This is a genomic window from Streptomyces sp. NBC_01232 (assembly GCF_035989885.1).
GTDB lineage: Bacteria > Actinomycetota > Actinomycetes > Streptomycetales > Streptomycetaceae > Streptomyces.
Map to the genome: position 1 here is coordinate 4,966,974 of NZ_CP108518.1, position 24,952 is coordinate 4,991,925.

The following is a 24,952-nucleotide window of genomic DNA, read 5'->3' on the forward strand; positions in this document are numbered from 1 at the left end:
GCCGAATTAGTGGAAGGATCGCCCATCATGGCGAAGCTCTCTCAGGACGACCTCCTCGCCCAGTTCGAGGAGATGACCCTCATCGAGCTCTCCGAGTTCGTTAAGGCCTTCGAGGAGAAGTTCGACGTCACCGCCGCCGCGGCCGTCGCCGTTGCCGGCCCCGCCGCCGGTGGCGCTGCCCCCGAGGCCGCCGAGGAGCAGGACGAGTTCGACGTCATCCTCACCGGTGCCGGCGACAAGAAGATCCAGGTCATCAAGGTCGTGCGTGAGCTGACCTCCCTGGGCCTGAAGGAGGCCAAGGACCTCGTGGACGGCGCTCCGAAGCCGGTCCTCGAGAAGGTCGCCAAGGAGGCCGCCGAGAAGGCTGCCGAGTCCCTCAAGGCTGCCGGCGCGGCTGTCGAGGTCAAGTAACACCTCTGGGGCCTCTCTGAGGCCCCTTCCAAGGGCGATCACCCGTAAGGGTGGTCGCCCTTTGGCGTACCCGCAGTGCCTGACTTGCCCTGGTCTCGTTGGGGAGTAGGGTGATCATCGTTGCTCCGAAGCAGGGTCCCAAGATGATCCGCTCGGAGCAGGGGGCCTTGACGAACGGCACGCGGCGCGCAATTCTCAGACCCGTCGGGAGCTCGACCGCCTCGATCCGAGATCTGAGGCATGGATCGACTACGAAGAGGGCAGTACTGATACGCGCTCTGTGTACGAGGGCCGCAGCGTTGGACGCAGTGTTGAACGACATGGGGAAGGCCTGTTGCCGGTTTCCGGAGACCTGGTCTGGACATCAGTGAGCCGAGTGGCTACACTGACCCTTTGCGCTGCCTGTTAGCTGTCCCCTGCCCGTCGCCAGGGACATGCCCACGCTTGAGCACACTTGATTGATCCACCCTGACCTGGCCTTTTCGGTTGGATTTGGGGGGCTTGTCTTCTGTGTCTGCTGGGACCGGTACGCGCGTAGTGAGTCCGAGCCCTCGGAAGGACCCCCTCTTGGCCGCCTCGCGCAACGCCTCGACCAATACGAACAACGGTGCCAGCACCGCCCCGCTGCGCATCTCCTTTGCAAAGATCAAGGAGCCCCTCGAGGTTCCGAACCTCCTGGCGCTGCAGACCGAGAGCTTTGACTGGCTTCTCGGCAATGCCGCCTGGAAGTCTCGCGTCGAGTCGGCGCTTGAGAGTGGACAGGACGTCCCCACCAAGTCCGGTCTGGAAGAGATCTTCGAGGAGATCTCGCCGATCGAGGACTTCTCCGGGTCGATGTCGCTGACCTTCCGCGACCACCGTTTCGAGCCGGCGAAGAACTCTGTCGACGAGTGCAAGGAGCGCGACTTCACGTACGCGGCTCCGCTGTTCGTTACCGCCGAGTTCACGAACAACGAGACCGGAGAGATCAAGTCTCAGACGGTCTTCATGGGCGACTTCCCGCTCATGACCAACAAGGGCACCTTCGTCATCAACGGCACCGAGCGTGTCGTCGTGTCGCAGCTTGTCCGTTCCCCCGGTGTCTACTTCGACTCCTCCATCGACAAGACGTCCGACAAGGACATCTTCTCCGCCAAGATCATCCCTTCCCGGGGTGCCTGGCTGGAGATGGAGATCGACAAGCGCGACATGGTCGGCGTTCGCATCGACCGCAAGCGCAAGCAGTCCGTCACCGTCCTCCTGAAGGCTCTCGGCTGGACCACCGAGCAGATCCTCGAGGAGTTCGGCGAGTACGAGTCCATGCGCGCCACCCTGGAGAAGGACCACACCCAGGGCCAGGACGACGCGCTGCTCGACATCTACCGCAAGCTGCGCCCGGGCGAGCCGCCGACCCGCGAGGCCGCTCAGACGCTGCTCGAGAACCTCTACTTCAACCCGAAGCGCTACGACCTCGCCAAGGTCGGCCGCTACAAGGTGAACAAGAAGCTCGGCGCCGATGAGCCGCTCGACGCCGGTGTGCTCACCACCGACGACGTGATCGCGACCATCAAGTACCTGGTCAAGCTGCACGCCGGCGAGACCGAGACCACCGGTGAGTCCGGCCGTTCGATCGTCGTCGAGACCGACGACATCGACCACTTCGGCAACCGTCGTCTGCGCAACGTCGGCGAGCTCATCCAGAACCAGGTCCGCACCGGTCTGGCTCGTATGGAGCGCGTCGTCCGCGAGCGCATGACGACTCAGGACGTCGAGGCCATCACGCCGCAGACCCTGATCAACATCCGGCCGGTCGTCGCCTCCATCAAGGAGTTCTTCGGCACCAGCCAGCTGTCGCAGTTCATGGACCAGAACAACCCGCTCTCGGGCCTGACCCACAAGCGCCGCCTGTCGGCGCTGGGCCCCGGCGGTCTGTCCCGTGAGCGGGCCGGCTTCGAGGTCCGTGACGTTCACCCGTCGCACTACGGCCGCATGTGCCCGATCGAGACCCCTGAAGGCCCGAACATCGGTCTGATCGGCTCGCTCGCGTCCTACGGCCGCGTCAACGCGTTCGGTTTCGTCGAGACCCCGTACCGCAAGGTCATCGACGGTGTCGTCACCGACGAGGTCGACTACCTCACGGCCGACGAGGAAGACCGCTTCGTCATCGCCCAGGCCAACGCCGGCCTGTCCGACGACATGCGCTTCACCGAGAACCGCGTGCTGGTGCGCCGTCGTGGCGGCGAGATCGACTACATCGCCGGCGACGACGTCGACTACATGGACGTCTCCCCGCGCCAGATGGTGTCCGTCGCGACCGCGATGATCCCCTTCCTGGAGCACGACGACGCCAACCGTGCCCTCATGGGCGCGAACATGATGCGCCAGGCCGTTCCGCTCATCAAGGCGGAGGCCCCGCTGGTGGGCACCGGCATGGAGTACCGCTGTGCGGTCGACGCCGGTGACTCGATCCGTGCGGAGAAGGACGGTGTCGTCCAGGAGGTCTCGGCCGACTACATCACCGTCGCCAACGACGACGGCACGTACACCACGTACCGCGTCGCCAAGTTCTCCCGCTCGAACCAGGGCACCTCGGTCAACCAGAAGGTCATCGTCAACGAGGGTGACCGGATCATCGAGGCCCAGGTCCTCGCCGACGGTCCCGCGACCGAAGAGGGCGAAATGGCCCTCGGCAAGAACCTGCTCGTGGCGTTCATGCCCTGGGAAGGTCACAACTACGAGGACGCGATCATCCTGTCGCAGCGCCTCGTGCAGGACGACGTCCTCTCCTCGATCCACATCGAGGAGCACGAGGTCGACGCCCGTGACACCAAGCTGGGCCCCGAGGAGATCACCCGGGACATCCCGAACGTCTCCGAGGAGGTCCTGGCGGACCTCGACGAGCGCGGCATCATCCGCATCGGTGCGGACGTCGTCGCCGGCGACATCCTGGTCGGCAAGGTCACGCCCAAGGGTGAGACCGAGCTGACCCCGGAGGAGCGCCTGCTCCGCGCGATCTTCGGTGAGAAGGCCCGCGAGGTGCGTGACACCTCGCTCAAGGTCCCTCACGGTGAGATCGGCAAGGTCATCGGTGTCCGCGTCTTCGACCGCGAGGAGGGCGACGAGCTTCCTCCGGGCGTGAACCAGCTGGTCCGCGTCTACGTCGCCCAGAAGCGCAAGATCACCGACGGCGACAAGCTCGCCGGCCGCCACGGCAACAAGGGCGTCATCTCCAAGATCCTTCCGATCGAGGACATGCCCTTCCTGGAAGACGGCACGCCGGTCGACATCATCCTCAACCCGCTGGGTGTCCCGTCCCGAATGAACCCGGGACAGGTCCTGGAGATCCACCTCGGCTGGCTCGCCAGCCGCGGCTGGGACGTCTCCGGGCTCGGCGAGGAGTGGGCCGAGCGTCTGAAGGTCATCGGGGCCGACCGTGTCGAGCCCGGTACCAACGTCGCCACCCCCGTGTTCGACGGTGCCCGCGAGGATGAGCTCGCAGGCCTCTTCGAGCACACCATCCCGAACCGCGACGGTGACCGCCTGGTCCTCCCGTCCGGCAAGGCGCGTCTGTTCGACGGCCGCTCCGGCGAGCCGTTCCCGGACCCGATCTCGATCGGGTACATGTACATCCTCAAGCTCCACCACCTGGTCGACGACAAGCTCCACGCTCGGTCGACCGGTCCGTACTCGATGATCACGCAGCAGCCGCTGGGTGGTAAGGCGCAGTTCGGTGGCCAGCGCTTCGGTGAGATGGAGGTGTGGGCGCTCGAGGCTTATGGCGCCGCTTACGCCCTCCAGGAGCTGCTGACCATCAAGTCCGACGACGTCACCGGCCGCGTGAAGGTCTACGAGGCCATCGTCAAGGGCGAGAACATCCCCGAGCCGGGCATTCCCGAGTCCTTCAAGGTGCTCATCAAGGAAATGCAGTCGCTCTGCCTCAACGTGGAGGTGCTGTCCTCGGACGGCATGTCCATCGAGATGCGCGACACCGACGAGGACGTCTTCCGCGCGGCGGAGGAGCTCGGTATCGACCTGTCCCGGCGCGAGCCGAGCAGCGTCGAAGAGGTCTGACGGGCCTGACGGGGGGCTCGCTCAAGAGCCCCCCGTCATCCCCGGGACCGTTCAGACCATGATTGAGACTCGACCCCGAAAGAGGGATTGACGCACAGTGCTCGACGTCAACTTCTTCGACGAGCTGCGGATCGGCCTTGCCACCGCGGACGACATCCGAACCTGGTCGCACGGCGAGGTCAAGAAGCCGGAGACCATCAACTACCGCACCCTCAAGCCCGAGAAGGACGGACTCTTCTGCGAGAAGATCTTCGGTCCTACCCGGGACTGGGAGTGCTACTGCGGTAAGTACAAGCGTGTCCGCTTCAAGGGCATCATCTGTGAGCGTTGTGGCGTCGAGGTCACGCGCGCCAAGGTGCGCCGTGAGCGGATGGGCCACATCGAGCTTGCCGCTCCCGTCACCCACATCTGGTACTTCAAGGGCGTCCCGTCGCGCCTCGGATACCTGCTGGACCTCGCGCCGAAGGACCTCGAGAAGGTCATCTACTTCGCCGCGTACATGATCACGTTCGTCGACGACGAGCGCCGCACCCGCGACCTCCCGTCGCTGGAGGCGCACGTCTCCGTCGAGCGCCAGCAGATCGAGAACCGCCGTGACGCGGACCTCGAAGGCCGTGCCAAGAAGCTCGAGACCGACCTGGGCGAGCTCGAGGCCGAGGGCGCGAAGGCCGACGTACGCCGCAAGGTGCGCGAAGGTGCCGAGCGCGAGATGAAGCAGCTCCGTGACCGCGCCCAGCGCGAGATCGACCGCCTCGACGAGGTGTGGGCCCGCTTCAAGAACCTCAAGGTCCAGGACCTGGAGGGCGACGAGCTCCTGTACCGCGAGCTGCGTGACCGCTTCGGCACGTACTTCGACGGCTGCATGGGCGCCGCCGCGCTGCAGAAGCGCCTGGAGTCCTTCGACCTCGAGGAGGAGGCCGAGCGCCTCCGCGAGATCATCCGTACCGGCAAGGGCCAGAAGAAGACCCGTGCGCTCAAGCGCCTCAAGGTCGTCTCCGCGTTCCTGCAGACCAGCAACAAGCCCAAGGGCATGGTTCTGGACTGCGTGCCGGTGATCCCGCCGGACCTGCGTCCGATGGTGCAGCTGGACGGTGGCCGCTTCGCGACCTCCGACCTGAACGACCTGTACCGCCGCGTGATCAACCGCAACAACCGTCTGAAGCGTCTCCTCGACCTCGGTGCCCCCGAGATCATCGTGAACAACGAGAAGCGCATGCTTCAGGAGGCCGTGGACGCCCTCTTCGACAACGGTCGTCGTGGTCGTCCGGTGACCGGTCCCGGCAACCGTCCCCTGAAGTCCCTCAGCGACATGCTGAAGGGCAAGCAGGGTCGATTCCGCCAGAACCTTCTCGGTAAGCGTGTGGACTACTCCGCGCGTTCCGTGATCGTCGTCGGTCCGCAGCTGAAGCTGCACCAGTGCGGCCTGCCCAAGGCCATGGCGCTGGAGCTCTTCAAGCCGTTCGTGATGAAGCGCCTGGTCGACCTGAACCACGCGCAGAACATCAAGAGCGCCAAGCGGATGGTCGAGCGCGGCCGCACGGTCGTCTACGACGTCCTCGAAGAGGTCATCGCCGAGCACCCGGTTCTGCTGAACCGTGCGCCCACGCTGCACCGCCTCGGCATCCAGGCCTTCGAGCCCCAGCTGGTCGAAGGCAAGGCCATCCAGATCCACCCGCTCGTCTGCACCGCGTTCAACGCGGACTTCGACGGTGACCAGATGGCCGTGCACCTGCCGCTCTCCGCGGAGGCGCAGGCCGAGGCCCGCATCCTGATGCTGTCCTCGAACAACATCCTCAAGCCGGCCGACGGCCGTCCGGTCACGATGCCGACCCAGGACATGGTCCTCGGTCTGTTCTTCCTGACCACCGACGGTGAGCTCCGTGACACCAAGGGCGAGGGCCGCGCGTTCGGCTCCACGGCCGAGGCGACCATGGCGTTCGACAACGGCGAGCTCGCGCTGCAGTCGTCCGTCGACATCCGCTTCCCGGTGGGCACCATCCCGCCGCGCGGCTGGGTGCCGCCGGTCGCCGAAGAGGGCGAGCAGGAGTTCCAGCCGGGCGACAGCTTCCGTCTGAAGACGACCCTGGGTCGCGCGCTCTTCAACGAGCTGCTGCCCGAGGACTACCCGTTCGTCGACTACTCGGTGGGCAAGAAGCAGCTCTCCGAGATCGTCAACGACCTGGCGGAGCGCTACCCCAAGGTCATCGTGGCGGCGACGCTCGACAACCTGAAGGCGGCCGGCTTCCACTGGGCGACCCGTTCGGGCGTCACCGTGGCCATCTCCGACGTCGTCGTGCCCGAGGCCAAGAAGGCCATCGTCGCGGGCTACGAGGCGATGGACGAGAAGGTCCAGAAGCAGTACGAGCGCGGTCTGATCACCAAGGACGAGCGCACGCAGGAGCTCATCGCGATCTGGACCAAGGCGACCAACGAGGTTGCCGAGGCGATGAACGCGAACTTCCCCAAGACGAACCCCATCTTCATGATGGTTGACTCGGGTGCCCGAGGAAACATGATGCAGATGCGACAGATCGCCGGTATGCGTGGTCTGGTGTCGAACGCGAAGAACGAGACCATCCCGCGTCCGATCAAGGCGTCCTTCCGTGAGGGCCTCACCGTTCTGGAGTACTTCATCTCCACGCACGGTGCCCGTAAGGGTCTGGCGGACACCGCCCTGCGTACCGCCGACTCGGGTTACCTGACCCGTCGTCTGGTGGACGTCTCGCAGGACGTGATCATCCGCGAGGAGGACTGTGGCACCGAGCGCGGTCTGAAGCTGAAGATCGCCGTTCGCGGCGAGGACGGCGTGCTGCGCAAGGCCGACGACGTCGAGACCTCGATCTACGCCCGCATGCTGGCCGAGGACGTCGTCATCGACGGCAAGGTCATCGCGCCGGCCAACGTCGACCTCGGTGACGTGCTCATCGACGCCCTGGTCGCCAACGGCGTCGAGGAGGTCAAGACCCGTTCGGTCCTGACCTGTGAGTCCGCGGTCGGCACCTGTGCCTTCTGCTACGGACGCTCGCTCGCCACCGGCAAGCTGGTCGACATCGGTGAGGCGGTCGGCATCATCGCCGCCCAGTCCATCGGTGAGCCCGGTACCCAGCTGACGATGCGTACCTTCCACACCGGTGGTGTGGCCGGTGACGACATCACGCAGGGTCTGCCGCGTGTCGTCGAGCTCTTCGAGGCCCGTACCCCGAAGGGTGTCGCCCCGATCTCCGAGGCCGCCGGCCGCGTGCGGATCGAGGAGACCGAGAAGACGAAGAAGATCGTCATCACGCCCGACGACGGCAGCGACGAGACGGCGTTCCCGATCTCGAAGCGCGCCAAGGTCATCGTGCACGAGGGCGACCACGTCGAGGTGGGCCAGAAGCTCACCATGGGTGCCACCAACCCGCACGACGTGCTGCGCATCCTCGGTCAGCGTGCCGTCCAGGTCCACCTGGTCGGCGAAGTCCAGAAGGTCTACAACTCGCAGGGCGTGTCGATCCACGACAAGCACATCGAGATCATCATCCGGCAGATGCTGCGCCGCGTGACGATCATCGAGTCCGGCGACGCGGAGCTCCTGCCGGGCGAGCTGGTCGAGCGGTCGAAGTTCGAGACCGAGAACCGTCGTGTGGTCACCGAGGGCGGTCACCCCGCCTCCGGCCGTCCGCAGCTGATGGGTATCACCAAGGCCTCGCTGGCGACGGAATCCTGGCTGTCGGCCGCCTCCTTCCAGGAGACGACCCGAGTCCTGACGGATGCGGCGATCAACGCCAAGTCCGACAGCCTCATCGGCCTCAAGGAGAACGTCATCATCGGTAAGCTCATCCCGGCCGGTACGGGCCTCGCCCGCTACCGCAACATCCGGGTGGAGCCCACCGAGGAAGCCAAGGCAGCGATGTACTCGGCCGTCGGTTACGACGACATCGACTACTCGCCCTTCGGCTCCGGCTCCGGCCAGGCGGTCCCGCTGGAGGACTACGACTACGGCCCGTACAACGGCTAAGAGCTCGTAAGAAGAAGCCCCCCGCTGCTCCGAGAGGAGCGGCGGGGGGCTTCTTCGTTCCTGCGGGGTCGCGGCGGGGGTTCAGACGCGGTGGCGGCGGCGGAGGGTTGTGGATTTGACGCCGATCAGGAGCATCAGGGCCAGGGTGGCGCCCGCGAGGCCCGGGGTGAGGCCCTTCGGGGTGAAGGTGCAGGAGAAGGCGTCCGTGCCCGCGGGGAGGTCCACGGCCAGGAGGCCGTGGAAGGGCTTCAGGGGCGCCGAGCAGTGCCAGCCCGGGATGGCGGTGGTCGCGATGACGGCCGTCCCGCCGGCGGGCGTGGGGAGGGTGGCTCCGATCGTGTGGTTGCCCGGGCGGACCGAGGTGGCGCCGGTGGTGGTGAGGTGGCGGACGACGGTGTCGAGCGCCGGGCGGTCCAGGCAGCCGAGCGGGTGCTCGCCCGCGTACGCGTCCTTCGTACGGGTCTGCACGGTGACGTCGACCCGGCCCGAGGCGGGGACCGGGCCCAGCGGGGTCACGCCGGTCGTCCGGGACTGCACCGGCTCCCGCGTACCGCCGGCGCGGACCGTGCCGTAGAGGGCGGGGGAGTACCAGTAGGCCTCGGAGCCGGGGGTGCACCGGGCGGCGTACGTCGCCCGGGTGGCGGTGCCGCCGCGGGTGACCGGCGGGACCTGGTAGACGGTGGCGCCCAGGAGGTTCTCCTGGCGGGCGTAGACGCTGTCCGCCGGGTTGGGGGAGGTGTACGGGCCGGTGCGGACGGTGACCAGCGGGGGCGCGGGGAACTTCGAGGCCGTCCAGCTGCCCGGGGCGGTCCCGGGGCGGACCCGGGCGCCGATGGAGAAGATCGCGTCCAGTACCGGGTTGGCGGCGCCGAAGAAGGTCCGGCCGTCGTTCTTGAAGCCGTATCCGAGGGGCTCCAGGGCCCGGTAGGTGGCCTCGGGGAGGTAGCTGCTGTAGTACTGCGGGCCCTCCGCCCGCAGCGCCAGGGCGTCGTTGTGAGAGCTCTGGGGGGCGCCCGAGTCGGTCCGGTAGGCGGGCCAGCCCGCCACCTTGCGGACGGCCTCGACGTGGTTGCCGATCGACCGGCTGGAGGTGGTGACGGGCTTGGCCCAGCGCTCGCGGGCCCGGCGGGCGTCCGCGCCCGCCGCGGCGACCGTGGACTCGGCGAACACGACGCCGATCATCAGGGTGGCGGCCACCGGGATCAGGAACCGGCGCTTCTCGCCGAGCCGCAGCAGGACCAGGGCCAGCAGGGAGACCGAGCCGCCGCCGAGCACGGCCGGCCAGGTCCAGCCGCCGAAGTCGTCGGTGCGCCTCAGTACGCAGGTGGCCGCCACCAGCAGGGCCAGGGCCAGGGCCAGGTGCCGCGGGCGCGGCCGGTTGGCCAGCGCCAGCCAGGCCACGATCACCACCATCGCGCTGAAGACGAAGGTCTCGCGGTACGGGTTTCCGTTCGGCACCGCCAGCCCGTGCCAGACGAACTGCGTGGGCGGGAACTGGAACGAGGCGGCCACGAGCACGATCGCGGCCGCCCACACCAGTCGGGTCCGCCTCGCCACGCCGGTGTTGAGCACGAAGGCGCCGGCCAGGATCAGCCCCAGCGAGGCGACGTAGAGCCGCGGGCGGCCGCCCCACAGGTGCGTGGCCGGGAGCATGCCGGAGAGGAAGACCTCGATCCGTACGGGGTCGAAGGCGGCGGCCCTCGTCGGCTGCGCGGCCCCGCTGGACAGGAACGACGGCAGGAGGAGGGGCAGGGTGAGCAGGATCCCGGTGGCGGCGCCCGTCGCGGCACGCCACAGCGCGCGCAGCTTTCCCCGGACTCCGTCCGGGGGGACCCCCAGCCGGCCCGTCATGTCGCGGGTGATCATGCGGATGGCCAGCAGGATGCAGGCGGCCATCGTGGCCATCATTGCGGTGTAGAAGTTCCCGAGCCAGGCGAGCGCGACCAGCAGGGCCACGCCCGGCCAGCGGCGCTCCTGCAGGCACCACTCGACGGCGATGCCGAGCATCGGCAGCGCCACCAGGCCCCACAGCCACATGGGGACGTACGAGGCGTCGCTGAGCGCCCACCCGCACAGGCCGTACGTCGCTCCGAGCACGCCCCGCTGCCACCACGGGCCGGGATTCAGCATTCCGAGGTACACGGTCATCACGGCGGCGGCGGTGCCCATGGTGACCGGGGTGATCGCGAACACGGCGAGGTCCACGTGCTCGCGCGGGACGAGGACGGCCGTCCAGGAGAAGGGATTGCCGAGGTAGGTGTGGTAGTCGGACAGGAACTGCTGGCCGAAGCCGCCCCGCCAGGTGAAGAGCAGGTCCCCGGCGGCCCGCCCGTGGACGAGGTCCCACAGCGCCCGGTGGAAGGGCACGTACTGGTTGGCCTGGTCGTTCAGGGCCCGGCCGGTGTCGCCGAAGGGGTAGGTGCCACGTGCCACCCAGGCCGCGCACAAGGCGCCCGAGGTGAGAAGGAAGGCCAGCAGGGGACCGCGGGAACGGGCGGCCCGGCGGGTGGCCGGGCGGCGCGGGACCGGCCGGCCGGGGGCCGGAGGGCGGGCGTCGACTGTGGTCGGCTCGGGTGCCACGGTCCCCAATGTCCTGCTCCCTGCTGATCGACTGGCGAGCGTCCCGCGAGCGGGCAATGTGTCAGCTTAGGGCGCCGGGCCTGGGGGGACGGGCGATCGGGCCGCTCCCCACTTGCGCGCGGCGGGTTTTCGTGCTGGGCATTTGTTTTGACCTACCTCTGTGAGGTAGGTACGCTCTGACCTTGTGCCTGGGGTGTGCCCTGGGCTCCCGCGTGTGCGTAAGACCCCGCGGAGAGCCGAGAAGACCACACCGCAATCTGCGCCTGCCTCACTTCGGTGAGAGCGTTGCAGTGTTCGACACACCCGACCGCGTGGGTCGGGGAAGTTCCAGGTTAGTTTCACTACACGGCACACAGAAACCGGAGAAGTAGTGCCTACGATCCAGCAGCTGGTCCGTAAGGGCCGGCAGGACAAGGTCGAGAAGACAAAGACCCCCGCGCTCGAGGCTTCGCCCCAGCGTCGCGGCGTCTGCACGCGTGTGTTCACGACCACCCCGAAGAAGCCGAACTCGGCGCTCCGTAAGGTCGCGCGTGTGCGTCTGACCTCCGGCATCGAGGTCACCGCTTACATTCCGGGTGAGGGACACAACCTGCAGGAGCACTCGATCGTGCTCGTGCGTGGTGGCCGTGTGAAGGACCTGCCGGGTGTTCGTTACAAGATCATCCGCGGTGCGCTTGACACCCAGGCTGTCAAGAACCGCAAGCAGGCCCGCAGCCGCTACGGCGCCAAGAAGGAGAAGTAAGAATGCCTCGTAAGGGCCCCGCCCCGAAGCGCCCGGTCATCATCGACCCGGTCTACGCATCTCCTCTGGTGACGTCGCTCATCAACAAGATCCTCCTGAACGGCAAGCGCTCCACCGCCGAGCGCATCGTTTACGGCGCCATGGAAGGCCTCCGCGAGAAGACCGGCAACGACCCGGTCATCACGCTGAAGCGCGCGCTGGAGAACGTCAAGCCGTCCCTCGAGGTCAAGTCCCGCCGTGTCGGTGGCGCGACCTACCAGGTCCCCGTCGAGGTCAAGCCGGGTCGCCAGTCGACCCTGGCCCTCCGCTGGCTCGTGGGTTACTCCCGCGCCCGTCGTGAGAAGACCATGACCGAGCGCCTCATGAACGAGCTGCTCGACGCCTCCAACGGTCTTGGCGCTGCCGTCAAGAAGCGCGAGGACACGCACAAGATGGCCGAGTCCAACAAGGCCTTCGCGCACTACCGCTGGTAGTCCCACCCCACATCGAGACCGAGAGAAGACCGAAGCCTTATGGCTACCACTTCGCTTGACCTGGCCAAGGTCCGCAACATCGGGATCATGGCCCACATCGACGCGGGCAAGACGACCACCACCGAGCGCATCCTGTTCTACACCGGTGTGTCGTACAAGATCGGTGAGGTCCACGACGGCGCCGCCACGATGGACTGGATGGAGCAGGAGCAGGAGCGTGGTATCACCATCACGTCTGCCGCGACGACCTGCCACTGGCCCCTCGAAGACGTTGACCACACGATCAACATCATCGACACCCCGGGTCACGTCGACTTCACCGTCGAGGTGGAGCGTTCGCTCCGCGTCCTCGACGGCGCCGTCACCGTCTTCGACGGTGTCGCCGGCGTCGAGCCGCAGTCCGAGACCGTTTGGCGTCAGGCGGACCGCTACGGCGTGCCGCGCATCTGCTTCGTCAACAAGCTCGACCGCACCGGCGCCGAGTTCCACCGCTGCGTCGACATGATCAAGGACCGCCTCGGTGCGGTTCCGATCGTCATGCAGCTCCCCATCGGTGCCGAGGCCGACTTCCAGGGTGTCGTCGACCTCGTCACGATGAAGGCGTTCGTCTGGTCCGCCGAGGCGACCAAGGGCGAGATGTACGACATCGTCGACATCCCGGCCACGCACGCCGAGGCCGCTGAAGAGTGGCGCGGCAAGCTGGTCGAGACCGTCGCCGAGAACGACGACGAGGTCATGGAGCTCTTCCTGAACGGCGACGAGCCGTCCGTGGAGCAGCTGCACGCCGCCGTCCGTCGCATCATCCTCGGCTCCGGCAAGGGCAAGGGCGAGCCCACGATCACCGCGGTGTTCTGTGGCACGGCGTTCAAGAACAAGGGCGTTCAGCCCCTGCTCGACGCTGTCGTCCGCTACCTGCCGTCGCCGCTGGACATCGAGGCCATCGAGGGCCACGACGTCCGCGACGCCGAGACGGTCGTGAAGCGCAAGCCGTCCGACGAGGAGCCCCTCGCCGCGCTCGCGTTCAAGATCATGCGCGACCCGCACCTCGGCAAGCTCACCTTCGTCCGGGTTTACTCGGGCCGCCTGGAGGCCGGCACTGCGGTGCTGAACTCCGTCAAGGGCAAGAAGGAGCGCATCGGCAAGATCTACCGCATGCACGCGAACAAGCGTGAGGAGATCGCCGCGGTGGGCGCCGGTGACATCGTCGCCGTCATGGGCCTGAAGCAGACCACCACCGGTGAGACGCTGTGTGACGACAAGGCGCCCGTGATCCTGGAGTCCATGGACTTCCCGGCTCCGGTCATCCAGGTCGCCATCGAGCCCAAGTCCAAGGGTGACCAGGAGAAGCTGGGTGTCGCCATCCAGTCTCTCGCGGAGGAGGACCCCTCCTTCCACGTTCACTCGGACGAGGAGACCGGCCAGACCATCCTCGGCGGTATGGGCGAGCTGCACCTCGAGGTGCTGGTCGACCGTATGAAGCGCGAGTTCAAGGTCGAGGCCAACGTCGGCAAGCCGCAGGTCGCGTACCGCGAGACGATCCGCAAGACCGTCGAGCGTCACGACTACACCCACAAGAAGCAGACCGGTGGTACCGGTCAGTTCGCCAAGGTGCAGATCGCGATCGAGCCGATCACCGAGTCGGACGGCCCGGCGTACGAGTTCGTGAACAAGGTCACCGGTGGCCGCATCCCGAGGGAGTACATCCCCTCGGTCGACGCCGGTGCGCAGGAAGCCATGCAGTTCGGCATCCTGGCCGGCTACGAGATGACCGGCGTCCGCGTCATTCTTCTCGACGGTGGCTACCACGAGGTCGACTCCTCGGAGCTCGCCTTCAAGATCGCCGGTTCGCAGGCCTTCAAGGAGGCCGCGCGCAAGGCTTCCCCCGTACTGCTCGAGCCGATGATGTCCGTTGAGGTCACCACGCCCGAGGAGTCCATGGGCGACGTCATCGGTGACATCAACTCCCGCCGTGGCCAGATCCAGGCCATGGAGGAGCGTCACGGCGCGCGTCTCGTGAAGGGCCTCGTGCCGCTTTCGGAGATGTTCGGCTACGTCGGAGACCTCCGCAGCAAGACCTCGGGTCGCGCCAGCTACTCGATGCAGTTCGACTCCTACGCCGAGGTTCCCCGGAACGTCGCCGAGGAGATCATCGCGAAGGCCAAGGGCGAGTAACTCTTCCGAGTACACGCTTTAGGCTTGTCACCGGAGCCTCTGGGGCAACAGGAGCAACCCTCCGTTGCCCCGGGGGAACCGGCTTTCCAGCAAAGATCACCTGGCGCCGATGAGTAAGGCGTACAGAACCACTCTCCAGGAGGACCCCGTGGCGAAGGCGAAGTTCGAGCGGACTAAGCCGCACGTCAACATCGGCACCATCGGTCACATTGACCACGGTAAGACGACCCTCACGGCCGCCATTACCAAGGTGCTGCACGACGCGTACCCGGACCTGAACGAGGCCTCGGCCTTCGACCAGATCGACAAGGCTCCTGAGGAGCGCCAGCGCGGTATCACCATCTCGATCGCGCACGTCGAGTACCAGACCGAGGCGCGTCACTACGCCCACGTCGACTGCCCGGGTCACGCCGACTACATCAAGAACATGATCACCGGTGCCGCGCAGATGGACGGCGCGATCCTCGTGGTCGCCGCCACCGACGGCCCGATGCCGCAGACCAAGGAGCACGTGCTCCTGGCCCGCCAGGTCGGCGTCCCCTACATCGTTGTCGCCCTGAACAAGGCCGACATGGTGGACGACGAGGAGATCCTGGAGCTCGTCGAGCTCGAGGTCCGTGAGCTGCTCTCCGAGTACGAGTTCCCGGGCGACGACCTTCCGGTCGTCCGCGTCTCCGCGCTGAAGGCGCTCGAGGGCGACAAGGAGTGGGGCGAGAAGCTTCTCGGCCTCATGTCCGCCGTCGACGAGGCCATCCCGACCCCGCCGCGTGACACCGAGATGCCGTTCCTCATGCCCGTCGAGGACGTCTTCACGATCACCGGTCGCGGTACCGTCGTCACCGGCCGTATCGAGCGTGGTGTCCTGAAGGTCAACGAGACCGTCGACATCATCGGTATCAAGGAGACCAAGACCACCACCACGGTCACCGGTATCGAGATGTTCCGCAAGCTCCTCGACGAGGGCCAGGCGGGCGAGAACGTCGGTCTGCTCCTCCGTGGCATCAAGCGCGAGGACGTCGAGCGCGGCCAGGTCATCATCAAGCCCGGTTCGGTCACCCCGCACACCGAGTTCGAGGCCCAGGCCTACATCCTGTCGAAGGACGAGGGTGGCCGTCACACCCCGTTCTTCAACAACTACCGTCCGCAGTTCTACTTCCGTACCACGGACGTCACGGGTGTCGTCACCCTGCCGGCCGGCACGGAGATGGTCATGCCGGGCGACAACACCGAGATGACGGTCGCGCTGATCCAGCCGGTCGCCATGGAGGAGGGCCTGAAGTTCGCCATCCGTGAGGGTGGTCGTACCGTGGGCGCCGGCCAGGTCACCAAGATCACGAAGTAATTTCGTGCTCTGACCTGGTAGCTCGTTCTGCGAGCACCAAGTTGCACTGAAGGGCCCCGGCCCATCGCCTCGGCGGTGGGACGGGGCCCTTCGGCTTGTCCGGGCCGAATGTCGGAGCCGCATGTCCGGGCCATCCGTACGTCCGTACCGGCGGGGGCGCGGGAACGCGTGAGGGCCGCACCCCGGACGGGGTGCGGCCCTCACGCGTGTCAGGCGGTGGGTCAGTTCACGCGCAGGGACTCGGTGAACTCCACGCACGCGGCGTGGTCGGGCAGCAGACCGGTCGCGAGGGCGTCGGCCAGCGAAGGGGCGGCCTCGTCGCGGGCGGACAGCAGCGGGATGTCGGCCGGCCACTCGATGCCCAGGTCGGGGTCGAGCGGGTGCACCGAGTGCTCACCCGTCGGGTTGTACGTCTCCGAGCAGAGGTACGACAGCGTCGCGTCGTCGCTCAGGGCGCAGAAGCCGTGGCCGAGGCCCTCGGGGATGTAGACCGCGCGGCGGTCCACGTCGTCGAGGCGGACACCTTCCCACTGGCCGAAGGTGGGGGAGCCGACCCGAAGGTCGACGATGACGTCGAGCACGGCGCCGCGTACGCAGGTCACGTACTTGGCCTGGCCGCGCGGTACGTCGGCGAAGTGGATGCCGCGGACCACGCCCGCGGAGGAGACCGAGAGGTTCGCCTGCGCCAGGTTCAGCGGGTGGCCGACGACCTCGGCGAGGCGGTCGAAGCGGTACCACTCGGTGAACAGGCCGCGCGGGTCACCGTGGAGCTGCGGGGTGACCTCGAAGGCGCCGGATATGGAGAGCTCGCGGAACTTCATCGCGCGTCCTCCTCGGCGAGCAGCATCAGCAGGTAGTCGCCGTAGCCGCTCTTGGTCAGCGGCTCCGCGAGCGCGCGCAGCTGGGCGGAGTCGATCAGGCCGGCCCGCCAGGCCGCCTCCTCGATGCACCCGATCTTGAAGCCCTGGCGCTCCTCGATCACGCGGACGAACTCGGAGGCCTGCACCATCGACACGAAGGTGCCGGTGTCCAGCCATGCGGTACCGCGGTCGAGGATGGTGACATTGAGCTCACCGGCCTGCAGGTACGCGTCGTTGACGGCCGTGATCTCCAGCTCGCCGCGGGCGCTGGGCTTCAGGCCGCGGGCTATCTCCACGACCTGGTTGTCGTAGAAGTACAGACCCGGCACCGCGTAGCGGGACTTGGGCTTCTCCGGCTTCTCCTCGATGGAGATGGCCTGGCCGTTCTCGTCGAACTCGACCACGCCGTACGCGGTGGGGTCCGCCACCGGGTACGCGAACACGCGGCCGCCCTTGGCGTCCGTGTGCTGGGCGAGGCGGGTGCCGAGGCCACTGCCGTGGAAGATGTTGTCGCCGAGGATCAGGGCGACGGACTCGTCACCGATGAAGTCGGCGCCGAGGACGAACGCCTGGGCGATGCCCTCGGGGCGCTCCTGGACGGCGTACTCCAGCCGCAGGCCGAACTGCGAACCGTCGCCGAGCAGCCGCTCGAACTGTTCGCGGTCGTCCGGGGTGGTGATGATCAGGATCTCGCTGATACCCGCCATCACGAGGGTGGAGAGGGGGTAGTAGATCATCGGCTTGTCGAAGACGGGCAGCAGCTGCTTCGAGACTGCCCGGGTCAGCGGCCAGAGTCGAGATCCGGTGCCACCGGCCAAGAGGATTCCACGCATGGGGAGAACCCTATGCGAGAGGGCGTGGGGGAGCCGAGCTCAGCGCATGTGACGTTCGGCGGACCGCTAGACTCTTCGTATTATGCGCATCCTCGTGACCGGCGGCGCCGGCTTCATCGGTTCAGAATTCGTCCGCCAGCAGCTCGGTGCAGATGCCACGGCGCAGATCACTGTCTTCGACAAGCTGACCTACTCGGGCGTCGAGGCCAACCTCGCTCCGGTCGCGGACCACCCCGGATACACCTTCGTCAAGGGCGACATCTGCGACGCAGAGGCCGTCGACCAGGTCATGCCCGGCCACGATGTCGTCGTGCACTTCGCGGCCGAGTCCCACGTGGACCGCTCGATCGCCGGCGCGGGCCCGTTCGTGATGACGAACGTCGTCGGCACCCAGGTGCTGCTCGACTCCGCCCGCAAGCACGGTGTCGGCCGCTTCGTCCACATCTCCACCGACGAGGTCTACGGCTCGATCAGCGAGGGCTCCTGGACCGAGGAGTGGCCGCTGGTGCCGAACTCCCCGTACTCCGCCTCCAAGGCGTCGTCCGACCTGCTGGCGCTGGCCTACCACCGCACCCACGGCATGGACGTGGTGGTCACCCGCTGCTCCAACAACTACGGGCACTACCAGTTCCCGGAGAAGGTCATCCCGCTGTTCGTCTCGAACCTGATGGACGGCCGGAAGGTCCCGCTCTACGGCAACGGCGGCAACGTCCGCGACTGGCTGCACGTCTCCGACCACTGCCGCGGCATCGACCTGGCCATGCGCAAGGGCCGGGCCGGCGAGGTCTACAACATCGGCGGCGGCACCGAGCTCACCAACAAGGAGCTCACCGGCGTCCTCCTGGAGGCCGCCGGCCTCGGCTGGGAGATGGTCGAGCAGGTCGAGGACCGCAAGGGCCACGACCTCCGTTACTCCATCGACATCAGCAAGATCGGTGCCGAGCTGGGCTACGCCCCGCAGATCACCTTCGAGGACGGCATCAAGGCCACCATCGACTGGTACCGCGAGAACCGCGCCTGGTGGGAGCCGCTGAAGGCGAAGGCGGCCCTGCAGAAGTGAGCGCGAACCCGCGAGCCGGACGCTGGCTCGTCACCGGTGCCGCCGGAATGCTCGGCCAGGACGTCCTGGCCGTGCTGAAGGACGCCGGCATCGAGGCCGCGGGCCTGCGCCGCGCCGACCTCGACATCACCGACCCGGCCGCGGTCCGGGCCGCCGTCGAGGGTGTCGCCGTCGTCGTCAACTGCGCCGCCTGGACCGACGTGGACGGCGCCGAGACCGCCGAGGAGGCCGCCACCGCCGTCAACGGCACCGGCGTCCGCGTCCTCGCCGCGGCCTGCGCCGACTCCGGTGCGCGCCTGCTCCAGATCTCCACCGACTACGTGCTGCCCGGCAACGCCACGCAGCCGTACCGCGAGGACGCCGAGACCGGCCCGGTCAACGCCTACGGCCGCTCCAAGCTGGCCGGCGAACGGGCCGTCGCCGAACTGCTGCCGCAGGACGGCTACATCGTGCGGACCGCCTGGCTGTACGGCGAGCACGGGGCGAACTTCGTCGCCACCATGCTGAAGCTGGCCGCCCAGCGGGACACCCTCGACGTGGTCGACGACCAGCACGGCCAGCCCACTTGGTCCTACGCGCTGGCCCGCCACCTCGTCGACCTGGGCCTCGCCGCCCTGGCGGGCACGGCCCCGGCCGGCGTCTACCACGGCACCGCGAGCGGCCGGACCACCTGGATGGGACTGGCCCGCGAGGCCTACCGGCTGAGCGGACTCGACCCCGAGCGGATCAGGCCGACCACCTCCGAGGCCTTCGTACGCCCCGCCGTGCGCCCCGCATACAGTGTCCTTGCTCACGACGGCTGGTCGGCCGCCGGGCTGCGGCCGCTGCCCGACTGGCAGGTCCAGCTCGCCGAGGCGATCACCCGCCCGGCCTTCGCTGATCTGCTGCGACTCCCCTCCACGAGGTGAGCCGCACAGGCTGATCGCCTTCACGCGCACGACGCCGACGGGGCCCGGTATGCAACCTTCCGGGCCCCCTTGGCGTCATGTGCCGTGCCATATGCTTCTCCTATAAAGATGTTGGCCCCTTCGCGCGAAAGGCGCCGTCCGCTGTGCGACTCTCCGTTCTGACCTCCATCACCGGTCTTCTGGTGCTGGGGTACATCCTCGAGCTGCTGCGCCGCCAGCAACTGCGGGAGAAGTACGCGGCGATATGGCTCGCGATCGGATTGCTGGTCGCCCCGCTCGGGTTCGTACCCGACCTGCTGGACCCGGTGGCCCGGAGCCTCGGCGTGGCATCCGGTGTGAGCCTGGTGCTCTTCGTCGGCTTCGTACTGGTCCTGCTGGTGAGCCTGCACCTCAGCTGGGAGACCAGCCGGCTGGAGGCGGAGACCCGCACCCTGGCGGAGGACGTCGCGCTGATCCGCGCGCATCTCGTCCAGCAGGGCGGTTACCCCAGTACGTCGCCGCGCACGGAGGATTCCGGCGCCATCGAGGCACAGGTGAAGTCGTGAACGACGGTCGTCGCGTTCTGATCATTCTTCCCGCCTGGAACGAGCAGGACGGCCTGCCCTCGGTCCTGCGCGAGATCCAGCAGCAACTGCCCCACGTCGACACCCTCGTGGTCGACGACGGTTCGGCGGACAACACCGCCGAGGTGGCCCGGGCGGCCGGTTCGGCCGTCGCGCAGCTGCCCTTCAACCTCGGTGTCGGCGGCGCGATGCGGCTGGGCTACCGGTACGCGCAGCAGCACGGCTACGACGTGGCGATCCAGGTGGACGCCGACGGCCAGCACGACCCGGCGTACGTGCCGGCGCTGCTCGAGCGCCTCGCCGTCGGCGACGCGGACCTCGTCATAGGCGCCCGGTTCGCCGGCGACGGCGACTACACGGTCCGCGGTCCCCGCAAGTGGGCGATGTCCCTGCTGTCCGTGGTGCTGTCGCGGATCACCCGGACCAAGCTCACCGACACCACCTCGGGCTTCCGCGCCTGCAACCGCCCGCTCATAGAGTTCTTCGCCCGCTGGTACCCGGTGGAGTACCTCGGCGACACCATCGAGTCCATGGTGGGCGCCGCCCGCTCCGGCTTCACGGTGCGCCAGATCCCCGTGGCGATGCGCGAGCGGACCACCGGCCGCCCGAGCGCCTCGCCGCTCAAGGCGATGGTCTACCTCACCCGGGCCGGCCTCGTGCTGCTGCTCGCGATGATCCGCCGCATGCCCAAGGAACTGAAGACCTTCACGCCCGGCACCCCGGCGTACGCCGCTTCCCAGCAGCGCACCGCCGAGCTGGTCCGCCGCGAGCTGACCAAGGCCTAGGCGGAGAACATGTCGCGTTTCGAGATCCTCCTGCCGTACTACGGCGACGTCGCGCTGATGCAGGACGCCGTCCGCAGCGTCCTGGCCCAGGACGGCGACGACTGGCGGCTCACCGTGGTCGACGACGGCCGCGAGCCGGGCGTCCCCGAGTGGTTCGAGCAGCTCGCGGACCCCCGCGTCCGCTACCTGCGCAACGACCGCAACCTCGGCGTGACCGGCAACTTCAACCGCTGCGTCGAGCTCGCCGAGTACGAGTACCTCGTACTCATGGGCTGCGACGACCTCATGCACCCGAACTACCTCCAGGTCGTCCGGGCGGCGGCCGACCGCGAGCCGGCCGCGGCGATGATCCAGCCCGGCGTCCAGGTCATCGGCACCGACGGCCTGCCCTTCGACACCCTCGGCGACCGGACCAAGCGCAAGCTCTACGCGCCCAAGGGCCCGGGCCGGGCCCTGCTCGGCGGCGAGGAGCTGGCCACCAGCCTGCTGCGCGGCAACTGGCTGTACTTCCCGTCGATCTGCTGGCGCACCGAAGCGGTCAAGCGCTTCGGCTTCCGCACCGACCTGGGCGTGATCCAGGATCTCGCGCTGGTCGTGGACCTGCTGGTGGCGGGGGAGACCCTGGCCACGACGCCGGAGGTCTGCTTCAGCTACCGCCGGCACGCCGAGTCCGAGTCCTCGGCCAAGGCCTACACCGGCCACCGCTTCGAGGAGGCCAAGCGCTTCTTCGTGGAGACCGCCGACCGCCTGGACCGGCACGGCTGGCCGCGCGCCGCCAAGGTCTCCCGGCTGCACCTCTCCTCCCGGCTGCACGCACTCACCCTGCTGCCCGGCGCCGCCAGGAAGGCCGGCCGGCCCGGTGTCAGCGCCATGCTCCGCCACGCCACGCGCTGAGCGTGCGGCCGATGAAAGCTCCTGGATGAACCCGATAGCGAAACTGCTCAAGGCCCTGCCCCCCGGGACCGCCATGGTCGCGGGGGGCACCGCTGTGCTCGGCGCCGCCTCCTACATCCACCTCGCGGTGGCCGGCCACAGCCTCACCAAGGCCGACATGGCCGGGGTCTCGGTGCTGTGGACGCTGGTGATGTCCGTCGGGATCGGCCTGTTCTTCCCGATCGAGCAGGAGCTCACCCGGATCGTCGCCGCCCGCGTGGTGCGCGGTGAGGGCGCCGCCCCGGTGCTCCGCAGGGCGGGGCTGCTGACCGCTGGCATCCTCGCCGTCGTACTCGGCGCGCTCGCCCTCTTCGCCGGGCCGATCGCGGACCGGCTGTTCCGGGGGGACCGCGAGCTGGTCGCCGTACTCGGCGCCGCCTTCGCCGGAATGGCCCTGTGCTACCTCACCCGGGGCATCCTGGCCGGCACCGGCCGCTTCACCGCCTTCGGCACCCAGCTCGCCGTCGACGGCGGCCTGCGGATCGTCCTGGCCTTCGCCTGCGCCGCCGCAGGGCTGCACTCGGCGCTCGCCTTCAGCCTGATCCTCGTCGTGGCTCCGTTCATCGCCCTGCTCGTCACGCTGGCCCCGACCCGGGCCGCGGCGCGCCCCGGCGGTCCGATCGCCACCCGGGACCTGGTCCGCGGCCTCGGCCCGTTGACCGCCTCCACCCTGCTCGCCCAGGTGGTCGTCAACGCGGCCGTCATGAGCACCCAGCTGCTGGAGCCGACCCGCACCGAACTGATCGCCGGCCTGCTCAGCGCCCTGGTGCTGGCCCGTGTGCCGCTCTTCGTCTTCGGCTCGCTGCAGGCCTCGCTGCTCTCCGGACTCTCCACCGTGGTGGCCGGCGGGGACCACCAGGGCTTCGCCCGGATGCTCCGCAAGGCCTGCCTGGTGGTCGCCGGCCTCGGCGTCGTCGGCGGTGTCCCCGCCGTGCTGCTCGGACCCTGGCTGATCGAGGTCCTCTTCGGTGCCGAGCCCGGGCAGCTCGGCCGCGTCGACTTCCTGTGGTTCGCCGTCGGAACGACCTGCTACATGCTGGCGATGGTGCTCGGCCAGGCGCAGATGGTGCTGCACAAGCACCGCGCCCAGCTCGCCTGCTGGGTGTTCGGCACCGCGGTGCTGCTCGGCATCACGCTGATGCCCGGTGACATCGCGCTGCGCGTGGGACTCGCGTACGCGGTCGGCTCGCTGGCCACCGCCGCCGCGATGCTGCTGAGCCTGCGCGGCGCCGTGCCGCGCCGCACCACCACACCGGTACTCAACGGACATCTCACGGAAGTCTGACCTGTCATGACGCGACTGGCGCCCCTCTCTCCCGCCGACCCGGAGAGCGACCGGACCGCCGGGGACTCCCCGGCGGACAGCCGTACCCCGGCGGGCTGGTGGCACGCCCGATGGGTGGTGCCGTCGGCGCTGGCCCTCGGCTACGTGCTCAACGTGCTGTTCCGGCTGTCGCTGGTCACCAGGCAGAACTACCCGGTGGTCAGCCCGGACGAGTCGATGTACCTGGTGATGGCCAGGATCCTGGCGGGCCGGCCGACCACCGAGATCCCCGGCGACCAGGTCATCCCCGCCGGCTACTCGTTCCTCATCTCGCCCGCCCTGCGCATCACCGAGGACGCGGTGTACGGCTACCACCTGATCATGGGAATCAACGCCCTGATCAGCTGCCTGGTGCTGCCGATGGCGTACTGGGGTCTGCGCCGGCTGAACGTCTCCAAGGCGGTGTCGTACATCGCGGCCACCGTCGCGGTGCTGGTCCCGCCGGTCGTCTTCTACTCCCAGTTCGCGATGGCGGACACCCCGCTGCCCGTCCTGGTGCTGGCCTGGCTGATCGGCATGCACGGCCTCTTCTCGGAGGGCACGAAGAAGAGCCGGATCCGGTTCGGCCTGCTGGGCGCCTTCGCCGCCGGCTACTGCCTGCTCACCCACGACCGCGGCGGCGTGATCATCGCGCTGACCGGTCTGGTGCTGCTCGTGGGCCTGGTCTTCAAGTGGGCACCGCGGATCGCCACCGCGTCGGCGCTGGGCGTGCTCGCCGTGATGTTCGTCGGCAAGCAGCTGATGACCACCTGGATGATCTCCCGGATCGACGGCGCAGCCCCGAGCGAGGTCGGCAACGCCGTCTTCCAGACGCTCGAGAACACCCGCCTGATGCGCCGCACCATCATGCGGATGATCGGCCACCTCTGGTACTTCATGACCTCCACCTGGGGCCTGGGCGCCCTGGCCCTGGTGGTCTGCGTGTGCGCGGTCCTCAGCTCGCGCTTCACCCTGGCCAACCGTGTCGTGGCCTTCCTGATGGTCGCGCTGCTGGGCGGCATCGCCCTGGCGGCGGCCGCCGGTCTGCCCAACGACCACCGGATCGACACCATCGTCTACGCCCGCTACCTGTCCCTGCTGGTCCCGGTGTACCTGCTCGTCGCGGTGGCGACGCTGTACCACGTCCGCGGCTGGAAGAAGATCGTCGCACTCGGTGCGGCGGCGAGCGTGGTGACGCTGGGGCTCACGGCGGCCCTGCTCCACATGGCCAGCCAGCAGTGGAGCAAGTCCTGGTTCATCCTGTGGGGCCTGCCCGACAGCACCTTCCTCTCCAGCCTGTCCGGGGAGAACTGGGCGAGCTTCCACGCGACGCGCACCACCGCCGTCGCCCTGATCGCACTCGCCGTCGTCCTGCTGCTGCGCCTGCTCGGCGGCAGCCGCCGCGCCGGGCTCGCCACCGGGGCCGTCGGGGTCGCACTGGCGGTGTTCGCCGGCTGCGCCACCGTCGCGATCACCGAGAACGTCACCGAGCCCTACGCGAACGAGCGCGTGAGCGACGGCACCGGCTTCATCGAGAAGGCCGGCATCCGGCCCGGGGACCAGCTGGTGATGGACAAGGACGTCCGCTGGGAGGTCCGCATGACGATGGCCTACCAGGTGCTCGACGGCCGGGTCTGGACCCGCTCCCTGATCAAGAACGACGCCCCTCCGGCCGAGGCCAACGTCGCCGTGGTCGCCCTCTTCGCGGAGAACGCCGCGGCCACCGAGAGCTGGCGCAACGCCCCGGCCGGCTGGCACGTCGACCGGCACGTGCGCGAGGACAAGTACGTGATCTGGCGCCGGGGCTGATCCAGGCGACCGGGAGGGTGTGAGGGGCGGACCGCACGGTCCCGGTTCCCCTCGCCGCCCGCAGGAGACGAAGAAACGGGTGGACCCCGGCCTGATCGGCCGGGGTCCACCCGTTCTCGGTTCCGGTCCGG

The 24,952-nt window shown here is 68.3% G+C and carries 17 protein-coding genes; 14 read left to right on the top strand and 3 right to left on the bottom strand.

What is annotated here, in order from left to right:
- Nucleotides 1–27 precede the first annotated feature (27 nt).
- The 3 genes from rplL (at nucleotide 28) to OG444_RS23085 (ending at nucleotide 8,458) form a co-directional block, all read left to right on the top strand.
- Nucleotides 28–411: a 50S ribosomal protein L7/L12 gene (rplL, locus tag OG444_RS23075; protein ID WP_327263975.1), complete on the top strand. Its 384-nt coding sequence runs from the start codon at nucleotides 28–30 to the stop codon at nucleotides 409–411.
- Nucleotides 412–978: 567 nt separating this feature from the next.
- Entirely contained in the window at nucleotides 979–4,461 is a 3,483-nt protein-coding gene (gene rpoB, locus OG444_RS23080; RefSeq protein WP_327263976.1) for a DNA-directed RNA polymerase subunit beta, read from the top strand.
- A gap of 97 nt (nucleotides 4,462–4,558) precedes the next feature.
- Nucleotides 4,559–8,458, top strand: coding sequence for a DNA-directed RNA polymerase subunit beta' (locus OG444_RS23085; RefSeq protein ID WP_030388876.1), 3,900 nt, complete (start codon nucleotides 4,559–4,561; stop codon nucleotides 8,456–8,458).
- An 81-nt stretch (nucleotides 8,459–8,539) separates the two neighbouring features.
- Here OG444_RS23085 and OG444_RS23090 read toward each other — a convergent pair whose 3' ends face one another.
- Nucleotides 8,540–11,038, bottom strand: coding sequence for a YfhO family protein (locus OG444_RS23090; protein ID WP_327263977.1), 2,499 nt, complete (start codon nucleotides 11,036–11,038; stop codon nucleotides 8,540–8,542).
- A 370-nt stretch (nucleotides 11,039–11,408) separates the two neighbouring features.
- Between OG444_RS23090 and rpsL the strand changes: the two genes are divergently transcribed.
- From rpsL to tuf, 4 genes are all read left to right on the top strand, one after another.
- Complete coding sequence (rpsL, locus tag OG444_RS23095) at nucleotides 11,409–11,780, top strand: 30S ribosomal protein S12 (RefSeq protein WP_007265893.1); 372 nt, start codon at nucleotides 11,409–11,411, stop codon at nucleotides 11,778–11,780.
- Nucleotides 11,781–11,782: 2 nt separating this feature from the next.
- Nucleotides 11,783–12,253 (top strand): 30S ribosomal protein S7, encoded by a 471-nt coding sequence (gene rpsG, locus OG444_RS23100; protein WP_007265894.1) that lies wholly within the window; start codon nucleotides 11,783–11,785, stop codon nucleotides 12,251–12,253.
- 39 nt (nucleotides 12,254–12,292) lie between these two features.
- Nucleotides 12,293–14,425, top strand: coding sequence for an elongation factor G (gene fusA, locus OG444_RS23105; protein WP_327263978.1), 2,133 nt, complete (start codon nucleotides 12,293–12,295; stop codon nucleotides 14,423–14,425).
- Nucleotides 14,426–14,573: 148 nt separating this feature from the next.
- Nucleotides 14,574–15,767: an elongation factor Tu gene (gene tuf / locus OG444_RS23110; RefSeq protein WP_327263979.1), complete on the top strand. Its 1,194-nt coding sequence runs from the start codon at nucleotides 14,574–14,576 to the stop codon at nucleotides 15,765–15,767.
- A gap of 221 nt (nucleotides 15,768–15,988) precedes the next feature.
- On the opposite strand, the gene rfbC is transcribed toward tuf, so the two are convergent.
- Both rfbC and rfbA read right to left on the bottom strand, forming a co-directional pair.
- The gene (rfbC, locus tag OG444_RS23115; RefSeq protein ID WP_327263980.1) at nucleotides 15,989–16,588 is read right to left on the bottom strand and encodes a dTDP-4-dehydrorhamnose 3,5-epimerase; all 600 of its coding nucleotides are present in this window, start codon (nucleotides 16,586–16,588) and stop codon (nucleotides 15,989–15,991) included.
- A complete protein-coding gene (gene rfbA, locus OG444_RS23120; protein ID WP_052876416.1) occupies nucleotides 16,585–17,460 on the bottom strand; it encodes a glucose-1-phosphate thymidylyltransferase RfbA in 876 nt (291 codons plus the stop codon). The genes rfbC and rfbA overlap by 4 nt, the downstream gene beginning before the upstream one ends.
- An 82-nt stretch (nucleotides 17,461–17,542) precedes the next feature.
- Between rfbA and rfbB the strand changes: the two genes are divergently transcribed.
- The 7 genes from rfbB to OG444_RS23155 all read left to right on the top strand — a co-directional run bounded on the left by rfbB (nucleotide 17,543) and on the right by OG444_RS23155 (nucleotide 24,821).
- Complete coding sequence (gene rfbB / locus OG444_RS23125; protein ID WP_327263981.1) at nucleotides 17,543–18,520, top strand: dTDP-glucose 4,6-dehydratase; 978 nt, start codon at nucleotides 17,543–17,545, stop codon at nucleotides 18,518–18,520.
- Nucleotides 18,517–19,428, top strand: coding sequence for a dTDP-4-dehydrorhamnose reductase (gene rfbD / locus OG444_RS23130; RefSeq protein ID WP_327263982.1), 912 nt, complete (start codon nucleotides 18,517–18,519; stop codon nucleotides 19,426–19,428). Before rfbB ends, rfbD begins: the two co-directional genes overlap by 4 nt.
- A 143-nt stretch (nucleotides 19,429–19,571) precedes the next feature.
- The gene (locus OG444_RS23135; RefSeq protein WP_327263983.1) at nucleotides 19,572–19,973 is read left to right on the top strand and encodes a DUF2304 domain-containing protein; all 402 of its coding nucleotides are present in this window, start codon (nucleotides 19,572–19,574) and stop codon (nucleotides 19,971–19,973) included.
- Nucleotides 19,970–20,776 (top strand): glycosyltransferase family 2 protein, encoded by an 807-nt coding sequence (locus tag OG444_RS23140; protein ID WP_327263984.1) that lies wholly within the window; start codon nucleotides 19,970–19,972, stop codon nucleotides 20,774–20,776. The genes OG444_RS23135 and OG444_RS23140 overlap by 4 nt, the downstream gene beginning before the upstream one ends.
- 9 nt (nucleotides 20,777–20,785) lie before the next feature.
- On the top strand, nucleotides 20,786–21,670 hold the full coding sequence (locus tag OG444_RS23145; protein ID WP_327263985.1) for a glycosyltransferase family 2 protein: 885 nt from the start codon (nucleotides 20,786–20,788) through the stop codon (nucleotides 21,668–21,670).
- Nucleotides 21,671–21,695: 25 nt separating this feature from the next.
- The gene (locus tag OG444_RS23150; protein WP_327263986.1) at nucleotides 21,696–22,994 is read left to right on the top strand and encodes a lipopolysaccharide biosynthesis protein; all 1,299 of its coding nucleotides are present in this window, start codon (nucleotides 21,696–21,698) and stop codon (nucleotides 22,992–22,994) included.
- A gap of 6 nt (nucleotides 22,995–23,000) precedes the next feature.
- Nucleotides 23,001–24,821 (top strand): phospholipid carrier-dependent glycosyltransferase, encoded by a 1,821-nt coding sequence (locus tag OG444_RS23155; RefSeq protein ID WP_327263987.1) that lies wholly within the window; start codon nucleotides 23,001–23,003, stop codon nucleotides 24,819–24,821.
- Nucleotides 24,822–24,952: the final 131 nt, after the last annotated feature.